The following is a 22251-nucleotide window of genomic DNA, read 5'->3' on the forward strand; positions in this document are numbered from 1 at the left end:
TGCTCCGCCCTTTAATTCACAGCTATTTTATTTTCGTTCCATTTCTTAAGCTCTTCTTGAACATAATCTAAAGCAAGAAGTTTTTCCTTTATCTGTTCTATATTTAAAAGTTCAGTATTTTGAGAGTTATATTCATCAACTGTTGAAAGTCTTTGATTTCCCTCAACAAAATACTTATCATAGTTAAGATCTCGCTGATCCGCTGGGACTCTATAAAAACCGCCCATATCTTCCGCAACCACATATTCCTCTCTTGTTAGAAGAGTTTCATACATTTTTTCACCATGTCTAGTTCCAATGATTTTAATCTCATTATCAGCATTAAATAGCTCTTTTACAGCTTGAGCAAGCTCCCCAATCGTGCTGGCTGGCGCTTTTTGCACCATAATGTCTCCAGCCTCTGCATTGTGGAACGCAAATACTACTAACTCAACAGCTTCTTCCAAACTCATAAGATACCGGGTCATATTTGGATCTGTTACTGTTAATGACTGTCCGCTCTTAATTTGTTCAATGAATAATGGGATAACAGATCCACGTGAAGCCATTACATTCCCGTATCTTGTACCACAGATAAGGGTCTTTTCAGGAGCTACTGTTTTTGATTTAGCAACAAAAACCTTTTCCATCATTGCCTTTGAAATTCCCATAGCATTAATTGGGTATGCTGCCTTATCTGTGGATAGACAAATAACCTTATTAACGCCATACTCAATAGCAGCTGTAAGAACATTATCCGTTCCTAACACATTTGTTTTTACAGCCTCTAGAGGGAAAAACTCACAAGAAGGAACTTGCTTTAATGCTGCAGCATGAAATATATAATCTACCCCATGCATCGCATTTTTAACACTTGCTAAATCCCGAACATCTCCTAGGTAGAACTTCAGCTTTTCACTTTTGTATTGTTTTCTCATGTCATCCTGCTTTTTTTCATCGCGGGAAAAAATACGAATTTCCTTAAGGTCTGTATCTAGGAATCTTTTCATTACTGCGTTTCCGAAGGATCCAGTACCACCAGTTATAAGTAAGGTTTTATCTTTAAACATGTTATTAATCCTCCAGTACTTTTTTCATTAGATTAACATATTGATTTGTGCATTCTTCTGTTGTATATTTCTTCAGATAAACTTCTCTACAATTTGCACCCATATGTTCACGTTTTGTTCTATTGTTAAGCAGTTCTTGTATTGATAAAACTAACTTTTGACCATTTCCAACCTCAACTGAATAACCTGCATTATTATCCTTTAAATCTCTTGCAATATCTGAATTTTCTCCCATAATAGCAATTACAGGTTTTCCAGCCATCATGTAACTATATGTTTTACTAGGAACAGCAAGTCCAGTTAAACCCTCAGCAAGACTTACGATGAAACAATCACTAATATTAAGTGCATCCTGAAAGTCTTGGCCATGTAAGAAATCAAAAATAGTTACATTGTTTAATTGTTCTTCCTTTACAACAGTCTTCAATAAATCCATCTTATTTCCATGACCCGCAAAGACAAACTGAACTTTATTGACATCCTTCAATTGTCGAATCGCTTCAATTAAAGTATCAAGGTCCTGACAAATCCCCATATTGCCAAAATAAGAAACAACAAGATTCCCATCCCTTTTAATTTCACGGAAAAGCTTATTTTTTGTTGACTCAGAAGCAATAGTAACTCCTTGGTCTTTATACCAATTGGGGATAACTTCAATCTGGTTAGAAGTCAACGATAATCTATGGTTAAGTAGGTACTCTTTCATTTCATTTGATAAAGCAACTACTTTGTTTACATGATTAAATACTGTTTTATTAATAACCTTCATCATTTTGCTAATGAAACTGTCTTCTGATATAGAGTTTGTAATATAAGCCATTTCTGGATAAACATCGTAACTAACAAAAACTATTTTTGTTTTATAAAATTTGTTAGCAAGTGCAGCAACAAAAGGCAATACAGGAGGGTTAGAATATACAATTACCGCTTTATACTTACTTAGTTCCTTAATTCTTAAGGCAACAGAAAATGTAAATGAAAAATAGTTGATAAGCCTGCCGATGAAATTACTTCGCTTTAATTGGATATATTTTAACCTTTTGATTTCAATATTTCTAAAGGTTTCCTTCAATGGTACGTCTTCTTTTTGGCTATATTCCTTAGGATAGCCTGTTAACGCATCTACAGTAAAACCTGCCTCTCTTAAAGCTACTGCTGTATCAAAAGGGAGAGTAGCAGATGAAACGTATTCAGGGTAAAAATATTGACATAAAAATAAAATATCTTTCTTATTTTTCACTACAGTCACTCCCTCCTTTCAGTACTTGTAATTGTTTCTCTAAAAGATGTCATCTCGTATTCTATTTTCTTACCATTTATTAATGACCCGGGACCGCCCGGCATATTTTGATCATAAATAAATGAGCCAAATACTTTCCTTATGGTCTCAGATTGTTTAAGACCTATTGCAACCGCCCAGTTAAATAGCTTTGTTGATTTAATATCTTTGCCATGAGCCTTTCCAATAACTCTCACTAATTCATATGTGTTCACATAATCCTTATTCTGTGGAAAGAACAAACCATTAGCACTATGGTCAATTAATAACCTTATAAATTCTGATAAGTTATCAACGTGAATCATACTACGCTTATTTTCTATACTAGGGAAAAACGGTAGCTTTAAAGCCATACTTGCTAGTCTAGTGTAATTTCCAGGACACCCTTTACCATAAACAATCGGTGGCCGGAGAATTGCTATGTTAAAATCCTCATAGCTTTCTTCTAACAAGAGTTGTTCAGCTTCATATTTAGACTTTGCATAAGGGGTTTTAGGAGTAGGAATAGTTTCTTGTGTAATATATCCCGTTTCAGTTCCATATACCCCCATAGTACTAAGAAAAATGAATTGCTTAACACCTTCTAGCTTTGCTTTTTTTGCAAGCTCAAGAGTTAAATCTCTATTTATTTTAAAATACTTAGATTCTTCATTTTCTTTAACATGTACAATGGCAGCAGTGTGAAATACCACATCATATCCTTGAAATGATTTTTCTTTCCAGTCATCACTTCTTAGACTTATATTATCTACAGAATACTTATCAGGATATGAGGAAACCCATTCTTTAAAGGAGGTTCCGATAAAACTGTTTGTACCTGTAATAAGTATCTTTTTCATTTTAATTTGTCTCCTCTTTGGAAGCTGCTGCCTCTTTAGTACCTTGTGGTAGGTTAACTAAACGCATATTTACATACCTGTCTTCCCCAAACAAAACAACACCAATAGTTCGCATAATAATCTTTAAATCAAGCAACAAGCTAAAATGCTCTACATAATAAACGTCAAATTTGTACCTATCCTGTAAAGAGAGATAGATATTCCCACTTACTTGTGCCAATCCTGTCATACCAGGAGTCATATTAAGTCTTTTAGAAATCTCATCTGTATAATCTGCCAGGGATGCTACTCGTTCAGGTCTAGGTCCTACTAAACTCATTTCTCCCTTTAACACATTTAATACTTGGGGAATCTCATCAAGTTTACTTCTTCTTAAGAACTTTCCAATCGAGGTTATCCGATCGTCTTCCTTCATAACCTCTTGCCCTTTAACCATTTTTTCTGAACCTGGCTTCATGGTCCGAAATTTGTATACCTTGAATATTTTCCTATGAAGTCCTGGCCTGTCCTGTAGGAAAAAAACCGGACCGGGAGATGTAACCTTAATCAATATTGCAATTACTATCCATAGTGGAAGAAATGGAATAAGTACAATTAAAGAAACAATAATGTCAAATATCCGTTTGATTAATTTTTGAATTCCTTTTTCCTGCATAACTATCCCTCTAACTCAAAATCAATGGGAATCAAATACCCATCGCTAAGTTGTATTTCACCTTCATATTTATTTGTTTTTGCTGACCAGATTCTGTATGTTTTATTTCCATTACTATAGAAAGCACCTGGATATGGCCGTGTAACAGCTCGCACCAACTTATCAGCCTCATCCATTGTCATTGTACTTGATATCTTTCCATCTTCCGGCTTCCTTCCTGGCCATTCTGTTGCTTTTGATTCATCTTGTTTGGTTAATGAAATATCATTATTTACGATATTATTCCAATACATTGAAATTAGAGTAATATGCATCTGATCTACTTTTTGATAAAGATCAGTAGCTGTTGTTTTTTTATCAAGAGGAATCACACCTTGACCAATAATATCACCTGTATCAACGCCCTCATCTAATTTAAACATCGTTACACCAGTTTCTTCTAATCCTTTAATAATTGCCCATGGAATTGCAGCTCTTCCCCTGCCTAAAGGTAATAAGGTAGGATGCATCCCAATACATCCATAAGTCGGTGTTTCAAGAACTTCTTTCCTAGCAATCTGTGACCAGCCAATAATAAATAACCAATCAATATGGCGTTCCTTTAATGCATTCACAACTTCCGGGTCATTTATATTATTAATCTTTAAAAGCGGAGTAGTTTGTTTTGTCGCGATATCATCCAGATATACCCTTCCAGATTTGTTTTTCGCTTTTTCATCTTTGAGTGTAATTAGTAAGTCAAGTGTGCCGCCAATTCGGTATATTTCTTCAATACAACTTAGTCCCAATTGAACACAAGTTGCAAATGCTATTCGCTTCTTCAACGCAAGTCATCCCCCATATTTATAATCCGCGTCTAAATACACTCTCAAACGCCTCGGCATAAATCATGCCCGATTGCCCTCCACGGTAAGCAGCAAGACCCTTAATCGCTTCTTTACTTCTAGGATGAGGATAATCTCTCATTACTCCACGATATTGTGCGAGAGCTTCAATTTTTTTATCTACACTCAATTCACCAACCTCAATAAAGGTATTTGGTGAAAATGGATTCATCGCTCTATTCAAACCCCACTCAGTTGAGGATGGCACTTCCATGAATAACAGTTCTTTTAATGGTGTTATATCATTTCTTCTTTGAAACAGTCTCACCGCTGCCTGACAGGCCATTGAGGTGTGAAGATGATCATTATTTAAATCCGCCGGGTGGTGAGTAAATACTACTTCCGCATTTGTTTCAAGAATAGCTGCCTCAATAAACTGAACAAGTTTTAAATGTCCAGACTTATTAAACTCTATGTTTGGAAAATTGCCGGTGATGACGTGATCAACTCCTAATATTTTCATAGAGTTGTTTACATCTTCATTAAGCTCATCAACCGTTGGACGGAAGTTTCTAGCATTCACTTCTCCTGAAAGAATACAGACATTAACCGAATGGCCTTCTTGTGCAAGCTTATACATTGTGGCCCCTGCGCCTAAAACTTCATCATCAGGATGAGCAACAACTACTAAATAAGACATAAAAAATACCTCACTTGTTTATTATTCTTCTTGGTTATTATTTAGTTAATTAGGACTTAATTGGGTGTTCATAATCTCCAATCCACTACTAACCACTAAATTAGTCAAGTATATGGCCCATGGTCATATTGAAGCACTAATGAACAGGGACCACTTGACTTATTTCACTTTGATTTCATCTACGATCTTATCAAGATAGTGAATCAAATCTGATCTTAACTCAGGATTTTTTAAAGCCATTTCAATGGTAGTCTTCACAAACCCGAACTTCTCCCCAACATCATACCGTTTTCCTTCAAAATCATAAGCAAATACCCGTTGTATTTGATTCAACTTCTGAATCGCATCCGTCAACTGAATCTCTCCGCCCGCACCAGTTTCCTGCTCCTCTAAAAACATAAATATCTCCGGAGTGAGAATATACCGACCTATAATCGCTAAATTTGAAGGAGCAGTCCCTTGCTTTGGTTTTTCTACAAAGTTATTAACTTGGTATCTTCTACCCTCTTGTATTGATGGGTCAACAATTCCATACCGGTGTGTTTCATTATTAGGAACGGTCTGAACCCCAATAACTGATGAAAGAGTTTCTTCATATATATTTATAAGCTGTCTAAGGCAAGGAGTTTCGCTTTGAACAATATCATCACCAAGCAAAACCGCAAACGGCTCATCACCAATAAAATTTCTCGCACACCACACCGCATGCCCTAAACCTTTTGGCTCTTTCTGCCGTATATAATGTATATCAGCTAAATTTGTGGAATAGTGGACCTTGTCGAGTAAGTCAGTTTTTCCTTTTTCTTTTAAGTTTTGTTCAAGTTCAGGTGCAAAATCGAAATGGTCTTCTATAGCCCGCTTCCCTTTACCCGTAACAATGATAATATCTTCAATACCAGAAGCTACCGCTTCTTCAACAATATATTGAATCGTGGGTTTATCAACAATCGGCAGCATTTCTTTTGGCATCGCTTTTGTAGCAGGTAGGAACCGTGTTCCTAAGCCTGCTGCTGGAATAATCGCTTTACGAACATTTTTCATTCTATTCAATCCTTATCACACATTAATAGATAACCGAAGGTTATCAAGTTTCTAATTTGTTACTGTCAATAATGCAGTAGCATCACACTTATTGTTAGCCACCGCTATCAAAGTATCGTGCATTTCCAATTCGGACATATTTAATAGCTGGTTAATTAATCGACTCAATACGTCCGCATTAATCACATTGGCTTTACCAATATGAATCTTAGGGAAAACCTGCTCTTGATGTATTTCATTTGCATTGAGCAGCTCTTCATACATCTTCTCGCCAGGTCGAAGTCCCGTAAATTTAATTCCGATTTCTTCAATTGAAAACCCTGAAAGCTTGACTAAATTCTTCGCCAAATCGACAATCTTAACCGGCTCCCCCATATCCAGCACAAATACTTCCCCGCCACGCGCAAGGGTGCCTGCCTGAATGACAAGCCTTGAGGCTTCAGGAATCGTCATAAAGTAACGTGTCATATCTTCATGGGTAACCGTAACTGGCCCGCCAGCCTGAATCTGCTTCTTAAACAACGGAATCACACTGCCACGGCTGCCAAGTACGTTCCCAAACCGAACAGCCACAAATTTTGTCGAACTGTGTTGCGCCAGACTCTGAATAATCAACTCCGCAAACCGCTTCGTCGCTCCCATAACATTAGGAGGATTAACCGCCTTATCCGAAGAAATCAACACAAAAGTATGAACACCGAAGGTGTCAGCCGCGTCTGCAACATTTTTAGTTCCGAAAATGTTATTTTTCACGGCTTCCCTAGGGTTATATTCCATAAGAGGCACATGCTTATGCGCAGCCGCATGATAAACCACAAACGGCCGATGTTCCTCCATCACTTCAAACATCCGGTTCCGATCCTGAATATCACCAATCACAGGGACAATTTCAATCTGCTCTCCGTATTTGCGGCGAAGTTCCATATCAATTAGGTAGATACTGTTTTCGCCATGTCCTACCAGGACAATTTTTCGAGGATTGAACTTACAAATCTGCCGGCAGATTTCTGAACCGATTGAGCCGCCTGCTCCAGTGACCAGAACTGTTTTTCCCGATACATATTCAGAAATACTATTAATATCCAACTCTATCGGTTCCCTGCCTAGCAAATCTTCTACCTGGACATCGCGGAATTCATTTACAGATAGTTTACCGGTCATTAAATCTTCCAATTTGGGAATTATTTGTGTTTTTGCCTTTGTTTTGGAGCACTCATCGAAGATGCGGTTGATTTCCTTTTTGCTTAACGAAGGAATTGCGATAATGATGTTGTCAATTTTGTATTTTTCAACGGCATTTACGATATCGTTGGAATTCCCAACCACCGGAATTCCTAGGATATCCAATTTAAACTTTTTTGGATCATCGTCGATAAACGCCACCGGTTTTAAATCAATGTCATGATTATGAAGCAGCTGACGTGCCACCATCGTTCCGCCTGAACCTGCCCCGATAATGAGCGTTTTTTTGATATCCTTTTGTTTGTTCATGATGTTATCTCGGAACATTCTCCATGAAAAACGTGAACCGCCGATAAACAGAACATGGATCATCCAGGTGATCATCAATACCCGGACATAAATATTGTCAAACACAACCTCCTGCATGACGGCTGCAGCCGCAATTGTCAGCGTCACGGCCTTTACAATCGCGATAAGTTCACCCACACTCGCGTATTGCCACGCTTTGTTATAAAGCTTGTAATAAAAAGCAAATAGATGATGGCAAATTAATAATGTCAGCGCGGTCACGAGCACAATCGGGCTCTCGAGAATTTGAATCATCGGATTAAGCGTCCAGTAGCTGATGTAGATTGCTGTCAGGATGATCGCCGAATCCAATAGCGCTAGTGTCGTCAGTCTCTTCCCATATGTCACCGATATTTTCCCCCTTTTTCTATGTATATTTGAATATCGTTTGGATAAAGAAAACTCGCCGATTGGCGAGCCCTTAAGAGCGAAGACAGAGTCATAGTTGCCCTTATACTTTTTTTTTCGCCCAAAAAATAAATACCTAATGAAAATGCAAGTGCTTTCATGCGCTTATCCTTTCATTAGATATTTATTGTTTTCTGTTTGTTTTTTTAAATGGGCATCTAACCCGACCTCACATCATGCTCCTGACGACCTGCATCTAAGGTCCTACTCTTTACAAAAGAGCGGGCCCACAGCATGACCGAGTGCCCCCATGGATAACGGACAGGGAAGCCTCACCGTTCAGGTTATCATAGCGCCTGAATCAAAATATTTAACTTAGAAGTTTTTTTCCTAGAAGCCTGTTAACTAAAAGATTCCTAAGAATTTCTTCTTTTTAATCTGACAAGGTGCTCCTGTAGACACATGATAACCTTCAATGACATGTGCAGCATTTTCTTGTAATAGGTATACCATTTCTTTTCCGTACTTTTCTTTAATAATCTTGAAGGCACTCCCCATCCTAAAAGAACGGGTCTTTGTGTTATGTGCATCAGAGGCAATGAAATGCGTTAGATTCGCCTCTAGCAGCTGCAATGAAAAGGTTTTGATCTTTTTCCCAAAATCCCCGCAAATACTGCCAGCCGTTATCTGGGTTAACACACCTTTTTCCACAAACTTATAAAGGGTATCGGGGTGTTCGATGATTTGCTGATTCCGTTCGGGATGCACGATAATAGGCAGAAGTCCCGCCAACTGTAGGTCATAAAACAGCTGTCCTGCATATCTCGGAACATGGCTAGAGGGAAATTCTACTAACACATACTGGGTATGATGTACTGGCAGAATCTCTCCTTTTTCATAGCCGTCCAGCAGTTCTCCGTGGATTCGGACCTCTTGGCCAGGTAGTATTTTTAAATCGATGTTTTCCTCTTGAAATACTCGGTTTAATTCGTCTACTTTAGCCAAAATACTTTGCTTTGGATTTTCATATTGATTATTTAAATGATGCGGGGTAGCAACAATGGTACGAATTCCTTGTTCTACAGCCATTTTGGCCATTTCGATACTCTCTGACAAGTCCTTCGCCCCATCATCCACCCCAGGCAAAATATGACAATGCAAATCAATCATTATTAACACCACTTTTCAACAAAAGTGTCATTTCCTGTAATCTTTATTCATTTTTCCTTTTAAAAAATCACAGAAAAGGGCTAAATCTTGTCGAAATTTATTATTTCGAACCATAATAATAGTAATAATCGCCCTTTTGCAGTTCTTTATGATTTAATACGGCACCTAGCAGCTTGCTTTGGGCATTTTCTAACAATTCTTTTGCCTTCTTGGCCTGCTCGATTTCTGTCTTTTCACTATAGACAACAAGAATGGTGCCGTCACACTGATTCGCAAGAATTTGCGGATCCGCAACCGCTAATAATGGCGGCGTATCAAAGATGATATAGTCAAATTCACTCTTCGCCTCATCGATGAATAGCTCCATTGATTTTGAGCTCAAGAGCTCTGCAGGGTTAGGCGGAATCGGGCCGCTTGTTAAAATATACAAATCCTGTTCCTCAGTCTCCAGAACGGTTTTTTCCAGTTTCCTTTGCTTGGTCAATACCGTCGTAAATCCGAATAAATTGTTTACTTCAAACGTATGATGTACTGTCGGTTTGCGAAGGTCGGCATCGACTAATAAGACTTTTTTTCCGAGCTGGGCAAATGTGACGGCTAGATTCGCTGCTGTTGTTGATTTCCCTTCTCCGGGTCCAGATGATGTCACCATAATCGTTCTTATTTCTTCATCAATGGAGGAATATTGGATATTCGTCCGTATTGTTCTGAATTGCTCTGAAATAGGTGACTTTGGGGCAATCGCTGTAACGAGTTTACGAGCGGAGTCCTTATTGATTTGTTGTCTTTTCTTTTTAAGAGCCAACCGTCTCACCTCTTACCGTAGAATTTCTTGCTGCTCTGCGTGCTTTCAATTCTTCTAACTTTTGATCTTCAATTTGAGAGATGACGCCTAAAATTGGAAGCCCTAGTACTTTTTCAACATCTTGTTCGTTTTTAACCGTGTTATCAAAATACTCAAGTAAGAAGGCAAGTCCAACACCCGCCATTAAGCCGACTACCAATGCAATGGCAACATTTAATAATGGTCTCGGTTTAATCGGAGAAGACTTTTCACCTGTTTCTGCTTTCGCCAAAATGCTGACATTATCTACCTTCATAATATTGGCGATTTCTTTTTTGAATACTTCTGCTGTTTTATTGGCAATCAGGGCCGCCGTATCAGGATTTGAATCTTGAACTGATACGTTTACCACCTGGGAATCCTTTTCACTGCCGACGGTGATTTTTGCATTTAATTGTTTCGCATTCAACCCTAAATTCAGGTCTTCTGCTACGATATCTAAAATCGCCGGGCTTTTGATGATGACATTATAGGTATTAATTAATTGCAGGTTTGTCTGTACTTCGCTTGGACTGTACACAGTTTGATCATTCTTCGTTTGGTTGACAAGAATTTGTGTAGAAGCCTGGTAAATCGGGGTTAAGAAAAAGTAACTGACCGCACCGCTGATAATTGCTGCGATGAGTGTAATGGATATGATTAACGCTAATCGTTTTTTCAGGGTTTCAAGCAGCTCTTTTAAACTTATAGTCTCTTCCATTTCGTCCTCCTAAATATCTGAATACAATAGAGCATTATAGCATAATTTGTCATGTTTATGCGAAATTTGTCAATTTAGAAACTCACATATTCTATTAAACACCTTTTTGTAAGATTTTTGAAGAGGAAATGATGATTTGGAAGTAATTTCTTTTTAACTCATGTAATCTTTTTGTAATATGTTTGTCTTTTTCTGTAGAATAAAGGAGGAATTGGAATATTTTCAGATTATTTCTGATATAATTGGATTGCACTATGAATTGGGGGTTATAGATTGAAATGCAGAAAGTTCTAATTGTATTTTTAGGAATTGCTTTTATCCTTGTCATGTATTTAGGTCAATCCCATTGGAGCGACAAAATTTCTGAAGCTTCCGCTAAGGCCGATACTAAATCTACCAATCTGGCGAAGAAATCTGGCTTGATGCCAGCTAAAAGCGAAAAAAAGGAATCCGATCTGCTCCAGTTTACGAAAAATTGGCCGGCTGAATCGGTAGAACGATTGAAGCAAGCACTGGCCGATCAAACTCCATTTAAAATTTTGTTCGTCGGTTCTGCTGCGATTGGTTCTGAAAACGAAGGGGCTTATCCTATTGTAGAAAAGAAGCTGCTTGATACGTTTGGGGCAAAAAACATAGAAGTGAATGTCCATACATATTCCTCCACCTCGACCCAATTTTTGAAGGACAATAAACAGAAGGAAATTGCCGAGGCTGGGGCTGATTTGATTATTTTCGAACCGTTTATTTTGCAAAATAACGGGGTTGTTGGGATGGATAATACCCTAAACGATCTGACAAAGATTATCGGGAATATCAAAGCTGTGAAGCCGGAGACAGCCTTTATCTTGCAGCCATCCTACCCGCTTTACAAGGCGAAAAATTACCCGCTGCAGGTTGCAAAGCTGAAGGACTATGCCGAGCAAAATAAGCTTCCCTATTTGGATCACTGGGCAGCATGGCCGGATCCGAATACGGATGCGATGAAGGATTATTTATTACCAGACCAAAGCGGACCAAGTGACAAAGGTGTCCAAGTATGGGGCGAGGCTTTGGCTGCGTATTTGATAAGTAAGTAATGGCAGTTGGCGGACCAGTTGGCGGGTTCGCCTTTTTTGATGCATGGGGACGGTTCTGCCGCCTCAAAATCAGGCGTTGGTGAGGTTCGATGCTGTTAATAGTGGAGCGGCTCTCTCCAAAAAAGGGTACAAAAAAACTGCTAGAAATGATTCCAGCAGTTTAACTATTAATAGTGCGCCACTAAATGTTTGAGGTCCGCTTTTAAATCCTTGATTAATTGATCAAAGGAAATTTCATTTTCTTGCATGACTCTGTCGTATGTTCTTTTGACAATCTCTGAAAATTCAGCATTCGTGCTGAGATTCTCTTCCTTCTTTTCCATCCCGACCTGTCCCTCCATCATTTCATGCTTTTGATAATAATAGAAAAAGAGTCGAATGTAAATAGATTTCCAGTTAATTTTTTGTAACAATTTTGTGAATTTTGTAGAATCCTCTGCTGATTATGTGGTTTTTTGTGAATTTCTCTCAAATTTTTCGACTTTCGAACTACAAATTAGCAATCTATGGTAAAATACATAGAAAAATAGAATAAAAGAGGTGACATTCTCGTGAGTAAAACCGTTGTTCGAGCCTTATCGACAACCGCTCTTCTGTCCATCGCCTACGCGGGCGCTGCCCATGCGGATACATATAAGGTGCAAAAAGGCGACACCTTATCGAAAATTGCCAATACATATAAAACAACCGTACATGATTTAAAGACAGCAAATGGGTTAACTTCGGACTTAATCTACGCTGGACAATCCCTGCAGATTCCGGGAACTGGTGCAAGTGCAGCTCCTGCCCCCGCTCCGTCTGCACAGCCAGCAGCTTCCTATACTGTTGTGAAGGGGGATGCCCTGATTAAGATTGCCAACCGCTTTGGGGTGACGGTCGGCGAGCTGCAGCAGTGGAACGGTCTTAGCGGCACGTTAATTTTTCCAGGACAGGTATTGAAGGTTTCTGCCCCTAATGCTGGGAGTGCTCCTGGTCCTGTAGTCGTTATACCGCCTGCACCATCGACTCCTGCACCTGCGCCATCTGTGGCTGGGACACAGGATTACAAGATTGTCTCAGGCGACAGCCTGAGCAAGATTGCTCTTAAATTCGGAACGACCGTACAACAATTAAAATCATTGAATGGCCTGAGTTCCGATCGGATTTATGCTGGCCAGACGCTGAAGGTACCTGGGCAGGGTGGAACGGTTCAGCCGGCGACTCCTGCACCGCCAGCGCAAGTGACTCCGCCTCCAGCAGCATCGGACGTTTCCGATTATGTGATCAAAAGCGGTGATACCCTCGGTTCCATTGCCGCTAGACATAATACCACTGTCCAAAACCTGAAGGCACTGAACAATTTAACTTATGATATGATTTATGCCGGCCAGACGATTAAGGTGCCAGGCCAGACGTCGGTTCCGGCGCCTTCTGGTGATTTTAGTACACAGGTGATTTCTGTTGCCAAGAGCTTAATCGGTGTGCCGTATCTTTGGGGCGGCAGCACCCCATCCGGATTCGACTGCAGCGGCTTCATTTATTACGTGTTCAATCAGGCCGGAAAGAAAATCAGCCGCACTTCCGCTGCCGGCTACTACGACCGTTCGTATTATGTCGACCAGCCTAAGCCGGGCGACCTGGTGTTTTTCTCTAACACCTATAAGCCAGGAATCTCCCATGTCGGCATTTACTTGGGCAATAACCAATTCATCGACGCCAACGACGGCGGCGTGAAGATTTCCAATTTAAGCAACACGTACTACGCTTCGCACTTTGAAGCATTTAAACGATTCTATTAAACTATTGAATTATTAAACCAGCCCCTTTTGATGGGGCTGGTTTTTTTAGTTTGGAAAGTAAGATGGACTTTTTGGTGAGTAAACCATTAAACTTGGAAAGTATTTTTTCAAAAACGGAAAGTATTCGTTTATTTTGGAAAGTATTTTTATAAAACAGGAAAGTATATCCAGAAAATGGTATCTTTATTAGATTAATAGCACAAACTTATAAAGATTTTGATACTTTTCAACTCTTCAATTACCTACTTTGGGATTTACTCGATGCTCCCCCCATTATCTATTATTAGTTCCTTCAAATTATAAATTTAGTCCCGTTGTCTTAATACAAAAATATGAATATAGGAATATCCACTCATCAAACATTGTCGAAATTTATTAAATATTGTAAAAACACAACAAAATAACGGGCATTTTGACCCTATTTGATGAATTGTATTTGTTGAATTCTGGAAAATATGACAATTATAATTAAATTGTTCGTTATAAAAAATATTGGGGGTATGAAAGTGAAATTTAGACGCATTTCTATTCTTTTCATCCTTATGCTCGCGCTGAACACCTTCTTTTCGGCATTTGCTTTTGCGAACAATGACGAAAACAAGTGTCAGTGCAGTATCGTAGCATTGGGAGATTCGATTACTGAAGGGACCGCAGGAATCACGCCTTTTCCTAGTTTAATAGGAAAATTAGGCGCTAAACCAAACGATGTTACGAATCTTGGAAAATCAGGCCAAACATCTACTCAATTGCTAGCCAGCTTAGGCAATGCGAACACTTTAGATGCTGTTAAACATGCAGATGCGATTACATTGTACATAGGCGGCAATGACCTTTTGCAGACTACAGGTATTACAAAACTTCTAGAAAATCCTGAAAGTGTTGAGTCCATGACAGAGGAACAACTTGCAGCCCTTGTTACAGAAGCAGCTACAGGTGCACCTCAGTTACGTACAAACTTAGTTCAAATTGTCGGAAAAATCAGAGCCGTCAACAGCTCAGCTCCAATCGTTCTTTACAATCTTTATAATCCAATTCCGGATACCCCACAACTTGCTATCTTCCATCAACTTGGAGATCAGTTAATTTCTTTGGTTAACGGAACTTTAATCAATCCGGTTGCCAACGATGGAAATGGAGTCTATTTGGCAAATGCGTTTAATGCCTTTGCTGGACACCAAGCTCAATATGTTTTAACTGGTGAAGTTCCTCAATTAGGTATCGGGGTTCACCCAACTGCTGCAGGCCATCAGGCGCTTGCAAAATTAGCGGACGCAATTCTGAAACCGCTGTTCCCTGAAAAGGTGCTAACTGTCCAGTTGACTCCATCAACCGTGGAAACAACTAAGGACCCAGTAACCGTTACGGTTCAAACCAACGCTGAACCAGTACAAGCCCTTAAATGGCTTCCTGGTACAAAAGTTGCTCAGGATTTCCAAGCTGCAGGCACCGATGTTAAAGACGCGGCCTTCCAAGTAACTGAAAATGGCGTCTACACTGTTTATGTCAAAGATGCATGTGACAGAGAAGCAGTCGCAACCATTGAAATCAAGAACATCGAAAAGCCAGTTGTCGTGGATCCTACACCAAACCCTGGCAGCACGGATACTCAGAATCCAGCACCACAAGGGAATACAAATACAACTACGACTACACCTACCACTACAACACCTGTATCAACAGCCACCACTACCGCTGCAGCCACTACTGGCCATGCACTGCCGAATACGGCAACATCTATGTATAACTACCTGATTTTTGGACTAGCTTTAGTTGCAGCAGGATTTGTTGCTATGAAACTTCAGCGAAAAGGTACCAATTTATAGGCTAAGATTCATGAAAAAAGCCGGTTCTCTTCTATCTTGAAGGGGCCGGCTTTTAATTTGGGGAATTTTATTAAGTTTTTTCTTGATTACAATTACCTTTTTGGGAATTTACTCGTCACTTTGTTCAGTTTACTGTTCAATATTTTAAATTTACTCGCCTGATTTCGGGATTTACTCATCGAAATTTGCATTTTACTCGCCTACCCTATTTTTCCTCTAAAACCAGACAGCTAAAAAGCCAGGCTGGCAGCCTGGCTCTGGTAACTTCCCCTTTATGTACATTCTCTACCTATATTAATTTACTTCAAGTTTCCGCTTTTTGTTTTTTCGATATACGTTATTTTCCATCAGTTGCCCGACTAATCCCATCACCAGGCCGAAGAAGATTCCGTTGAACACGGGAGCGTCGAAAAGCGGCAGATTTTTCAATATAGGGCCGTCATGCCAGAACAGACCGAAATCCATCCCAAGGACGATTCCGAGGAAAAAGCCGGACAGATAGGTCCTGTTCTCCGCCTCGTTCCCTTCCAGCTTCTGATTATTCGTCTTGGCCGTGTTATAGGCGTGCCAAATGGCGAAGCCATAAAGGGACGGATAAAACAATCCCCAGCTGTAATCAATCGGTGGATGTGCCCCCGACAAGCCCTTATTAAATGAAAAGATGAGGGCAAAATTCAATTTTGATTTCACATTGATGACGAATTCCAATATAAGTAACGTAAATCCCATTATATAATCGCGGTTGTAAAACTGCCCGAACCCCGGCATCACTGTTGACCACAACATCGCAGCATAAGGAGATCTATATTGGCGGGTAGCTCTCATTAGGCCTTCCTCCCAAAAGAAGTATATTTATATAATTTCAGCACAGGGGTTGAAATCTCCTTCCAAGTTCACAAATTTTGGTAATTTCGACATACTACTTTTTACTGCTTAGGAAGTAGTACCTAAGGTGTAAAGGAGATATTTATTAGAATTATGCATGTGGCAACAGACTTGGCGCTATGTGCTTGGATTGCCCTCCACTATATCTTCGTGCATTTCCTGACACCCATTTTAAATGTTTTTATCAAGGGCTTGAGCATATGCTCCTCGCTGGGCGGATTTTTGGGTATAATAAAGGAATATGGATTTTTTGGGTAAAGGGAGCGATGCCTGTGAACGAGGTGTTACAGGGGCTTGCGGATGAGTTGAAGGATTTGTTGAATGCGAATGCATCGGAAGATGCACGCCTTGTTCAGAAAGGGATGATGCTGTTCCGGCAGGGTCTGGTGAAACAGCTTACGTTTCAGAACGGGGAATATACGGCGGTGGTGCAGGATGTGTCGCCGGCAAAGGTGCGGCTTGATCCTGAGTTTTTGGGGATGAGCGATTGTTCTTGCCCTGGTGAGGAGCTGTGCCGGCATCAGTTGGCAGTGTTTTTTGCAGCGTATTCGCGTGAGGCGAGTGTGTCAGATTGGCTTGCAGAGTGGCGAGAGCCGGTGCGAGAGACGAAGTCGGTGGCAAGCTGGGGCCTGCAGGCGGCGAAGGACTTGGTGAAGGCGGCCGGGCTGTTGAAGCCCGATTATGATCGCTGGGTACAATCTTTTGAGTCTAGTTTTGATGCTTTGGTGGCGTCTAAAAAACATTCGAACCCGTATGTGGTCTCAGAGCTTTTCGGGATTCATATGAAGCGGGTCGGAGCGAGTGCGCCGGTTGAGAAGGAATGGCGCCTGCTGTATGATCTGGTGGCTTCAGTTGTGTCGTTTCGGAAGCTGCTGGTATTGAGTGAAGAGCTTGGGTTTGAGGGGCATGCCGTACGGAAAGCTTATGGACATATTTTTGAAAATCTGCTCGAGGATGCGGAAGATCTTGTGGAGCGTTTGGCCGTGCAGACCATGCCGTTTGCGTTTGATGAATTTATTGATCGGCTGCGCGATGAATCCCATGCGGTGCTGACATGTGTGGCTGGGTTTGATATTGAGCGGGTTTATATGCACCGAATGCTGTGGACGGAGCTATTCCGGAAAAAGGAGTGGCGGCAGGAGGAAGCCATAAGGATTGGCGCACGGCTGAAGGCGCTTGAGGAATCGGAAAATCCCCTGCCTTTCTTAGCGACAATGATTCATTTATATTTCCTACTGGGGAATGATGATTTAGCGTTGAAGCTTGCTGGCGGTGTGCCTGATGTTCGGTTTGTACCGTATCTGGTGTACTGGATTGATAATTTTACGGGTGCAAAGCTGTGGCGCCGGGCGGAGCCTGTGATTGAGATGTTTTTGGGAAGGTTGAAGGAGTATTTGGATTGGATTGATTCCTATCAAAGCTGCACCGCCTTTGTAAGAAGTGTGATGCGGTCGATTGCACCGTTTTGCTCGGAGAATGGCCGGATGGATTTGTATGAGCGGGCGCTGCTAATGGCACTCCCCTACAGCTTTGCAGATTATGAGTATTTGTTGTTTGAGCGCGGCGATTATGACCGCTGGGGCGAACTCCAGGCTTTTGTCGGCTTCGATTACTATGAATTGCCGAAGGATCGGGTGAAAGTCGTCGAAAAGGAACAGCCCGAGGTACTGCTGGGAATGCTGCATCAAACGGCTCAGCGCGAGATTGACCAGAAAAACCGCGGGAGCTATCGGGCCGCTGTACGGCATTTGAAGAAGCTGCGGACACTGTATAAGAAGCTGAAGCGCGTTGATGACTGGGAGTACTTTCTCGAAGGGCTGCTCGAGCGAACGAAGCGGCTGCGGGCGTTTCATGAGGAGTGTCAGCGGAGTAAGTTGATATAAGCGTGATGTCAGGCACCGCGCGTGGACATTTGTCCGTGTGAGGTGGACAGTTTGGGGATTTGGGTTCTTGAATGGTTTGTTGGGAGCGGTGCCTGATACTTTTTACGATTTTAAGACTGTGCGAATATGATGAGGATTTCGTTTCGCCAATAGAACGTGGGAATTCGCCAATAGAACTCGCGAATTCGCCAATAGAGTGCGAAAATTCGCCAATAGGATGTACCCTTTTTGCGGACGAAAGACTTTTTTACTGGAAACAGGTAATTTATAAGGCTTTTTTTCAGGCAATATTAAATTATATACATACATTACTTTTTAAATTACCTTTTTAAAAAAGAAAAAGGTATTTGAGGGTCTAACTTTAAGCGGCCCTCCTATAAAGGAGCACGTTTTCCATGCTTAAGACCAGGTTTTTGAAATTGCTGACAACTAAATTAGGTGATGATCGGTTTCTGCTGACTGCCCAGGATGAGCGCGGCAGGATTTTGATTCCTTCAAGGTGGAAGAATCTTGTCTTCAGCAACCACGAGGAAAGTTTTTTCGGGACGGTGCTGGAGGAGGCAACAGTCGATGGTGTCGAAGGTGTAGTGGTGAATGGCTGGCAGCTTGTGTCGCTTTTTGCCAAGGAGTCGTTCAACCGCTTTATCGAATGGGACTGGAACGAGGAGTCCGAGATTTGCTTGGCCGCCGCCAACTCCATGTACGAGGGCATCGTCGAAAAAGACTGGCTCCCGGACTTCTCCGTATGGGGCCCCGACGGCGAGTTCCGCTGGAAACTGCCAGAGCGGGTTAAAGATGAATTCCATCCGGAGTTTTGGGAGCAAACGGTACATGGGGACGGTTCTCATGCATCATCTGAGCCGGATGCTGGCGAGCAAGAACTGGATGCACCGGCCCCCACCGCTCTCAACTATATTTCAAATTTGTATAACAGTGCGCTGGATTCTTTTTTAACTAGGAATAATGCGGCGAAGGAGCTGTTTGGTCCGAAGCTTGATTTGTTGAAGAAACAGAAATTGTCGGGCTTGGAGCTGGCGCGCTATTTTGATGAAGAAAGCTGGCTGGAGTGGGTCGGCATCAAGGAAAGCGAGGCGCCGTTTACGATTGGCTTGCGGCTTGATGAGCCTGAAGACGGCGAAGGCGACTGGAGCCTGGATGTATTTTTGCGAGGAAAGAAAAATGTCGATGAGATTGTCGATGTCGAAGATGTGAAACGGATTCCGGCGAAATGGCGGCCGTTTTTAGATAAGGTTGACCGCGAGCAGGCCCGCTGGGTGCGGCTGTTTCCATGGCTGGGCGACGGTTCAGAGGATGCGGATGACGAGCGTAGCCCTGCGGCCTTGAAAACGGAGTTGACCGAGGAAGAAGCGTGGATGTTTTTGACGGACGTGAGCGAAACGCTGCTGGCGCTGGATGTCGAAATCCTCCTCCCTTCCTGGTGGCAGGCGATGAAAAATGCCAATTTGCGCGTGAAGGCGTCGCTTAAGGGAACATCGAGTCACCGGCCGTCGTTTGTCGGGCTGGATGCGATGCTCGATTTCAATTGGCGTTTTTCGATGAATGGGGTTGATTTGTCTGAGGATGAGTTCCATCAGCTTGTCGAGGAAAAGCGGCGGCTCGTCTATATCCGTGGCCGCTGGGTGAAGCTCGACCCGCAGTTTATTCGACAAATTCAGGATTTAATGAAACGTGCTGAAAAAGAGGGTTTGCAAGTTCGCGATTTGATCGAGCAGGAGCTAGTGGATTCAGGCGCGGGCGGCGAAGAGGAACTAGAAAACCCGAAGGCATTCGCGAAGATTCAGATTGAGCTGAACCGGCAGTGGAAGCAGATGGTGAAACAGCTGGCGGAGACAAATGAAATTCCGCTCGTGGATGTGCCTGTAGGTTTGAACGGAGAATTGAGACCGTATCAGCAGCTTGGGATGAGCTGGCTGTGGTTTTTGCGCCAGTATGGGTTTGGTGCTGTGTTGGCGGATGATATGGGACTTGGGAAGACGGTTCAGTTGATTTCTTATTTGTTGAAAGTGAAGGATGAGGCTGGGGACGTGGTGAAAGTGGTTCCCGGAGATGTTGTGGAAGCGCCGGTCGCGGCTGATACGCTGGATGATAGCCAAGCTGCAGCGCTTGATACCGATGGTGGTGTGAATACTGTTTCTACCCAGGAAACGGAAACCACCGCCTCCTCCCTCCCTATTGCGGCTGCGGATCCAAAACCGCGCCGGAAGAAAAAAGCGGATGCCGCTCCTGCTATGGTACCGACGAACGCTGCGCTAATCATCTGCCCAACATCGGTACTTGGAAACTGGCAGAAAGAACTTGAGCGATTCGCCCCAGAGATGGAGGTGTACCTCCACTACGGTTCGAACCGCCTAAAAGAGGCGGCTTTTTCCGAAAAAATACAGGATGTAGATGTCGTACTCACCTCCTACGGGATCAGCCATCTTGATTTCGAGGAATTCGAGTCCGTTCAATGGAGCACGATTGCCATCGATGAGGCGCAGAACATAAAGAATGCCCAAACAAAGCAGTCGAAAGCGGTTCGCAGACTGCGCGGCCGCCATCATGTGGCCCTGACCGGGACACCGATGGAAAACCGCCTGTCCGAACTGTGGTCGATTTTTGATTTTACCAATCACGGCTATCTTGGCAGCTTAGGCCAGTTCCAGAAACGGTACATCATCCCGATTGAAAAGGATGAAAAGAAAGATAAAATCCAGCAGCTGCAGTCGTTGATTCGGCCGTTCCTGTTGCGGCGGACAAAGAAAGATGAGGAAGTCGCGCTGAACCTGCCTGATAAGCTAGAGCAGAAGGAATACATCCCGCTTACAGCTGAGCAAGCTTCCCTTTATGAGCAGCTCATTCACGATACGTTTGATCAGATTGAAAAGCTGACTGGCTTTGAACGCAAGGGGTTAGTGCTGCAAATGCTGAGCCGTTTGAAGCAGCTGTGCAACCACCCTGCCCTCTACTTGAAGGAAAAATCAGCGGGTCGAGAGCTCCTCGAGCGTTCCAACAAATTGGAGAAGCTTGTCGAACTGATTGATGCGGTTTTGGACTCGGGAGAAAGTTGTCTGATTTTCACCCAATATATCGAAATGGGCGAAATGATTCGGAGTGCGCTGAAGAAGAAATTTGGCATCGAGGTGCCATTCTTGAATGGAAGTGTGCCAAAGACGCAGCGTGATACGATGATTGAGCGGTTCCAGAACGGGGAGTTCCCTGTGTTCCTGCTGTCGTTAAAAGCGGGCGGAACCGGGTTGAACCTGACGGCGGCGAACCATGTCATCCACTACGACCGCTGGTGGAACCCTGCTGTCGAGAACCAAGCAACCGACCGGGCTTACCGTATCGGCCAATCACGCTTCGTGCATGTGCACAAACTCATCTGTACCGGCACGCTCGAGGAGAAAATCGACGCCATGCTGGAGAAAAAGCAATTTTTGAATGACCAGATTATCCAGAGTGAAAACTGGATTACTGAGCTTTCTACGGATGAATTGAGGGATTTGGTGCATCTAGGATAATGGTTCCAGGCAGCGCGCGTAGACATTTGTGCGCCTGGGGAGGACAGCGGCGATCGTGCTGCTGTCCTTTTTTAAACAGTAAGTTCTCATTTCATGATTAAAAATAATGAAGTTATTGTTATACCAATTTTTCCACCAAGATGGAAACACGCCGATATGGCTATGTATCAGGCTTAGAAGAAAGGGAAAAACACTTATCAATTATATGCTTATCAAATTACTGTAGCGTTTCTGTAATATGCGGAGACGCTTTTTCTTATTTAAGTGACGGGCCAGGTTTGTTGAAGAAGATAAACATGGATA

The 22251-nt window shown here is 42.2% G+C and carries 18 protein-coding genes; 5 read left to right on the forward strand and 13 right to left on the reverse strand.

The features are described from left to right. Window positions 1–11 precede the first annotated feature (11 nt). The 11 genes from ACZ5AE_RS27360 to ACZ5AE_RS27410 all read right to left on the reverse strand — a co-directional run bounded on the left by ACZ5AE_RS27360 (window position 12) and on the right by ACZ5AE_RS27410 (window position 10979). Entirely contained in the window at window positions 12–1049 is a 1038-nt protein-coding gene (locus ACZ5AE_RS27360; RefSeq protein WP_464567926.1) for a polysaccharide biosynthesis protein, read from the reverse strand. Window positions 1050–1053: 4 nt separating this feature from the next. Further along, window positions 1054–2289 (reverse strand): glycosyltransferase family 4 protein, encoded by a 1236-nt coding sequence (locus tag ACZ5AE_RS27365; protein ID WP_464567928.1) that lies wholly within the window; start codon window positions 2287–2289, stop codon window positions 1054–1056. 5 nt (window positions 2290–2294) lie between these two features. After that, window positions 2295–3167, reverse strand: a complete 873-nt coding sequence (locus tag ACZ5AE_RS27370; RefSeq protein WP_464567930.1) for an NAD-dependent epimerase/dehydratase family protein — start codon at window positions 3165–3167, stop codon at window positions 2295–2297. Between the two features lies 1 nt (window position 3168). Beyond that, window positions 3169–3822 carry a sugar transferase gene (locus tag ACZ5AE_RS27375; protein WP_464567932.1) on the reverse strand — a complete coding sequence of 218 codons (654 nt, stop codon included), beginning with the start codon at window positions 3820–3822 and terminating at the stop codon, window positions 3169–3171. A 2-nt stretch (window positions 3823–3824) separates the two neighbouring features. Continuing rightward, the gene (locus ACZ5AE_RS27380) at window positions 3825–4646 is read right to left on the reverse strand and encodes a formyltransferase family protein (protein ID WP_464567935.1); all 822 of its coding nucleotides are present in this window, start codon (window positions 4644–4646) and stop codon (window positions 3825–3827) included. A gap of 19 nt (window positions 4647–4665) precedes the next feature. Then, window positions 4666–5346: a PIG-L deacetylase family protein gene (locus tag ACZ5AE_RS27385; protein WP_464567937.1), complete on the reverse strand. Its 681-nt coding sequence runs from the start codon at window positions 5344–5346 to the stop codon at window positions 4666–4668. Between the two features lie 159 nt (window positions 5347–5505). Next, on the reverse strand, window positions 5506–6387 hold the full coding sequence (gene galU / locus ACZ5AE_RS27390; RefSeq protein ID WP_464567939.1) for a UTP--glucose-1-phosphate uridylyltransferase GalU: 882 nt from the start codon (window positions 6385–6387) through the stop codon (window positions 5506–5508). 51 nt (window positions 6388–6438) lie between these two features. Then, the gene (locus ACZ5AE_RS27395) at window positions 6439–8265 is read right to left on the reverse strand and encodes a polysaccharide biosynthesis protein (RefSeq protein ID WP_464567941.1); all 1827 of its coding nucleotides are present in this window, start codon (window positions 8263–8265) and stop codon (window positions 6439–6441) included. Between the two features lie 405 nt (window positions 8266–8670). Next, window positions 8671–9435: a tyrosine-protein phosphatase gene (locus ACZ5AE_RS27400; protein ID WP_464567943.1), complete on the reverse strand. Its 765-nt coding sequence runs from the start codon at window positions 9433–9435 to the stop codon at window positions 8671–8673. A gap of 100 nt (window positions 9436–9535) precedes the next feature. Next, complete coding sequence (locus tag ACZ5AE_RS27405) at window positions 9536–10240, reverse strand: CpsD/CapB family tyrosine-protein kinase (RefSeq protein ID WP_464567945.1); 705 nt, start codon at window positions 10238–10240, stop codon at window positions 9536–9538. Continuing rightward, window positions 10230–10979 carry a YveK family protein gene (locus ACZ5AE_RS27410; protein WP_464567947.1) on the reverse strand — a complete coding sequence of 250 codons (750 nt, stop codon included), beginning with the start codon at window positions 10977–10979 and terminating at the stop codon, window positions 10230–10232. The genes ACZ5AE_RS27405 and ACZ5AE_RS27410 overlap by 11 nt, the downstream gene beginning before the upstream one ends. 278 nt (window positions 10980–11257) lie before the next feature. Here ACZ5AE_RS27410 and ACZ5AE_RS27415 point away from each other — a divergent pair, with 278 nt between their 5' ends. Further along, window positions 11258–12055 (forward strand): SGNH/GDSL hydrolase family protein, encoded by a 798-nt coding sequence (locus ACZ5AE_RS27415; RefSeq protein ID WP_464567949.1) that lies wholly within the window; start codon window positions 11258–11260, stop codon window positions 12053–12055. A gap of 167 nt (window positions 12056–12222) precedes the next feature. On the opposite strand, the gene ACZ5AE_RS27420 is transcribed toward ACZ5AE_RS27415, so the two are convergent. Beyond that, on the reverse strand, window positions 12223–12468 hold the full coding sequence (locus ACZ5AE_RS27420) for a hypothetical protein (RefSeq protein ID WP_464567951.1): 246 nt from the start codon (window positions 12466–12468) through the stop codon (window positions 12223–12225). 138 nt (window positions 12469–12606) lie between these two features. Between ACZ5AE_RS27420 and ACZ5AE_RS27425 the strand changes: the two genes are divergently transcribed. Together ACZ5AE_RS27425 and ACZ5AE_RS27430 are read left to right on the forward strand one after the other, a co-directional pair. Beyond that, on the forward strand, window positions 12607–13833 hold the full coding sequence (locus tag ACZ5AE_RS27425; RefSeq protein WP_464567953.1) for a C40 family peptidase: 1227 nt from the start codon (window positions 12607–12609) through the stop codon (window positions 13831–13833). Between the two features lie 506 nt (window positions 13834–14339). Continuing rightward, window positions 14340–15656 (forward strand): GDSL-type esterase/lipase family protein, encoded by a 1317-nt coding sequence (locus ACZ5AE_RS27430; RefSeq protein ID WP_464567955.1) that lies wholly within the window; start codon window positions 14340–14342, stop codon window positions 15654–15656. A gap of 294 nt (window positions 15657–15950) precedes the next feature. Here the strand turns inward: ACZ5AE_RS27430 and ACZ5AE_RS27435 are convergent, their stop codons facing one another. Beyond that, on the reverse strand, window positions 15951–16481 hold the full coding sequence (locus tag ACZ5AE_RS27435) for a hypothetical protein (protein WP_464567957.1): 531 nt from the start codon (window positions 16479–16481) through the stop codon (window positions 15951–15953). A gap of 326 nt (window positions 16482–16807) precedes the next feature. On the opposite strand from ACZ5AE_RS27435, the gene ACZ5AE_RS27440 reads away from it, so the two are divergent. Both ACZ5AE_RS27440 and ACZ5AE_RS27445 read left to right on the forward strand, forming a co-directional pair. Beyond that, entirely contained in the window at window positions 16808–18424 is a 1617-nt protein-coding gene (locus ACZ5AE_RS27440) for an SWIM zinc finger family protein (protein WP_464567959.1), read from the forward strand. Between the two features lie 395 nt (window positions 18425–18819). Next, window positions 18820–21948 carry a DEAD/DEAH box helicase gene (locus ACZ5AE_RS27445; RefSeq protein ID WP_464567961.1) on the forward strand — a complete coding sequence of 1043 codons (3129 nt, stop codon included), beginning with the start codon at window positions 18820–18822 and terminating at the stop codon, window positions 21946–21948. Window positions 21949–22251: the final 303 nt, after the last annotated feature.

It is taken from the genome of Neobacillus sp. S1227 (genome assembly GCF_055385255.1).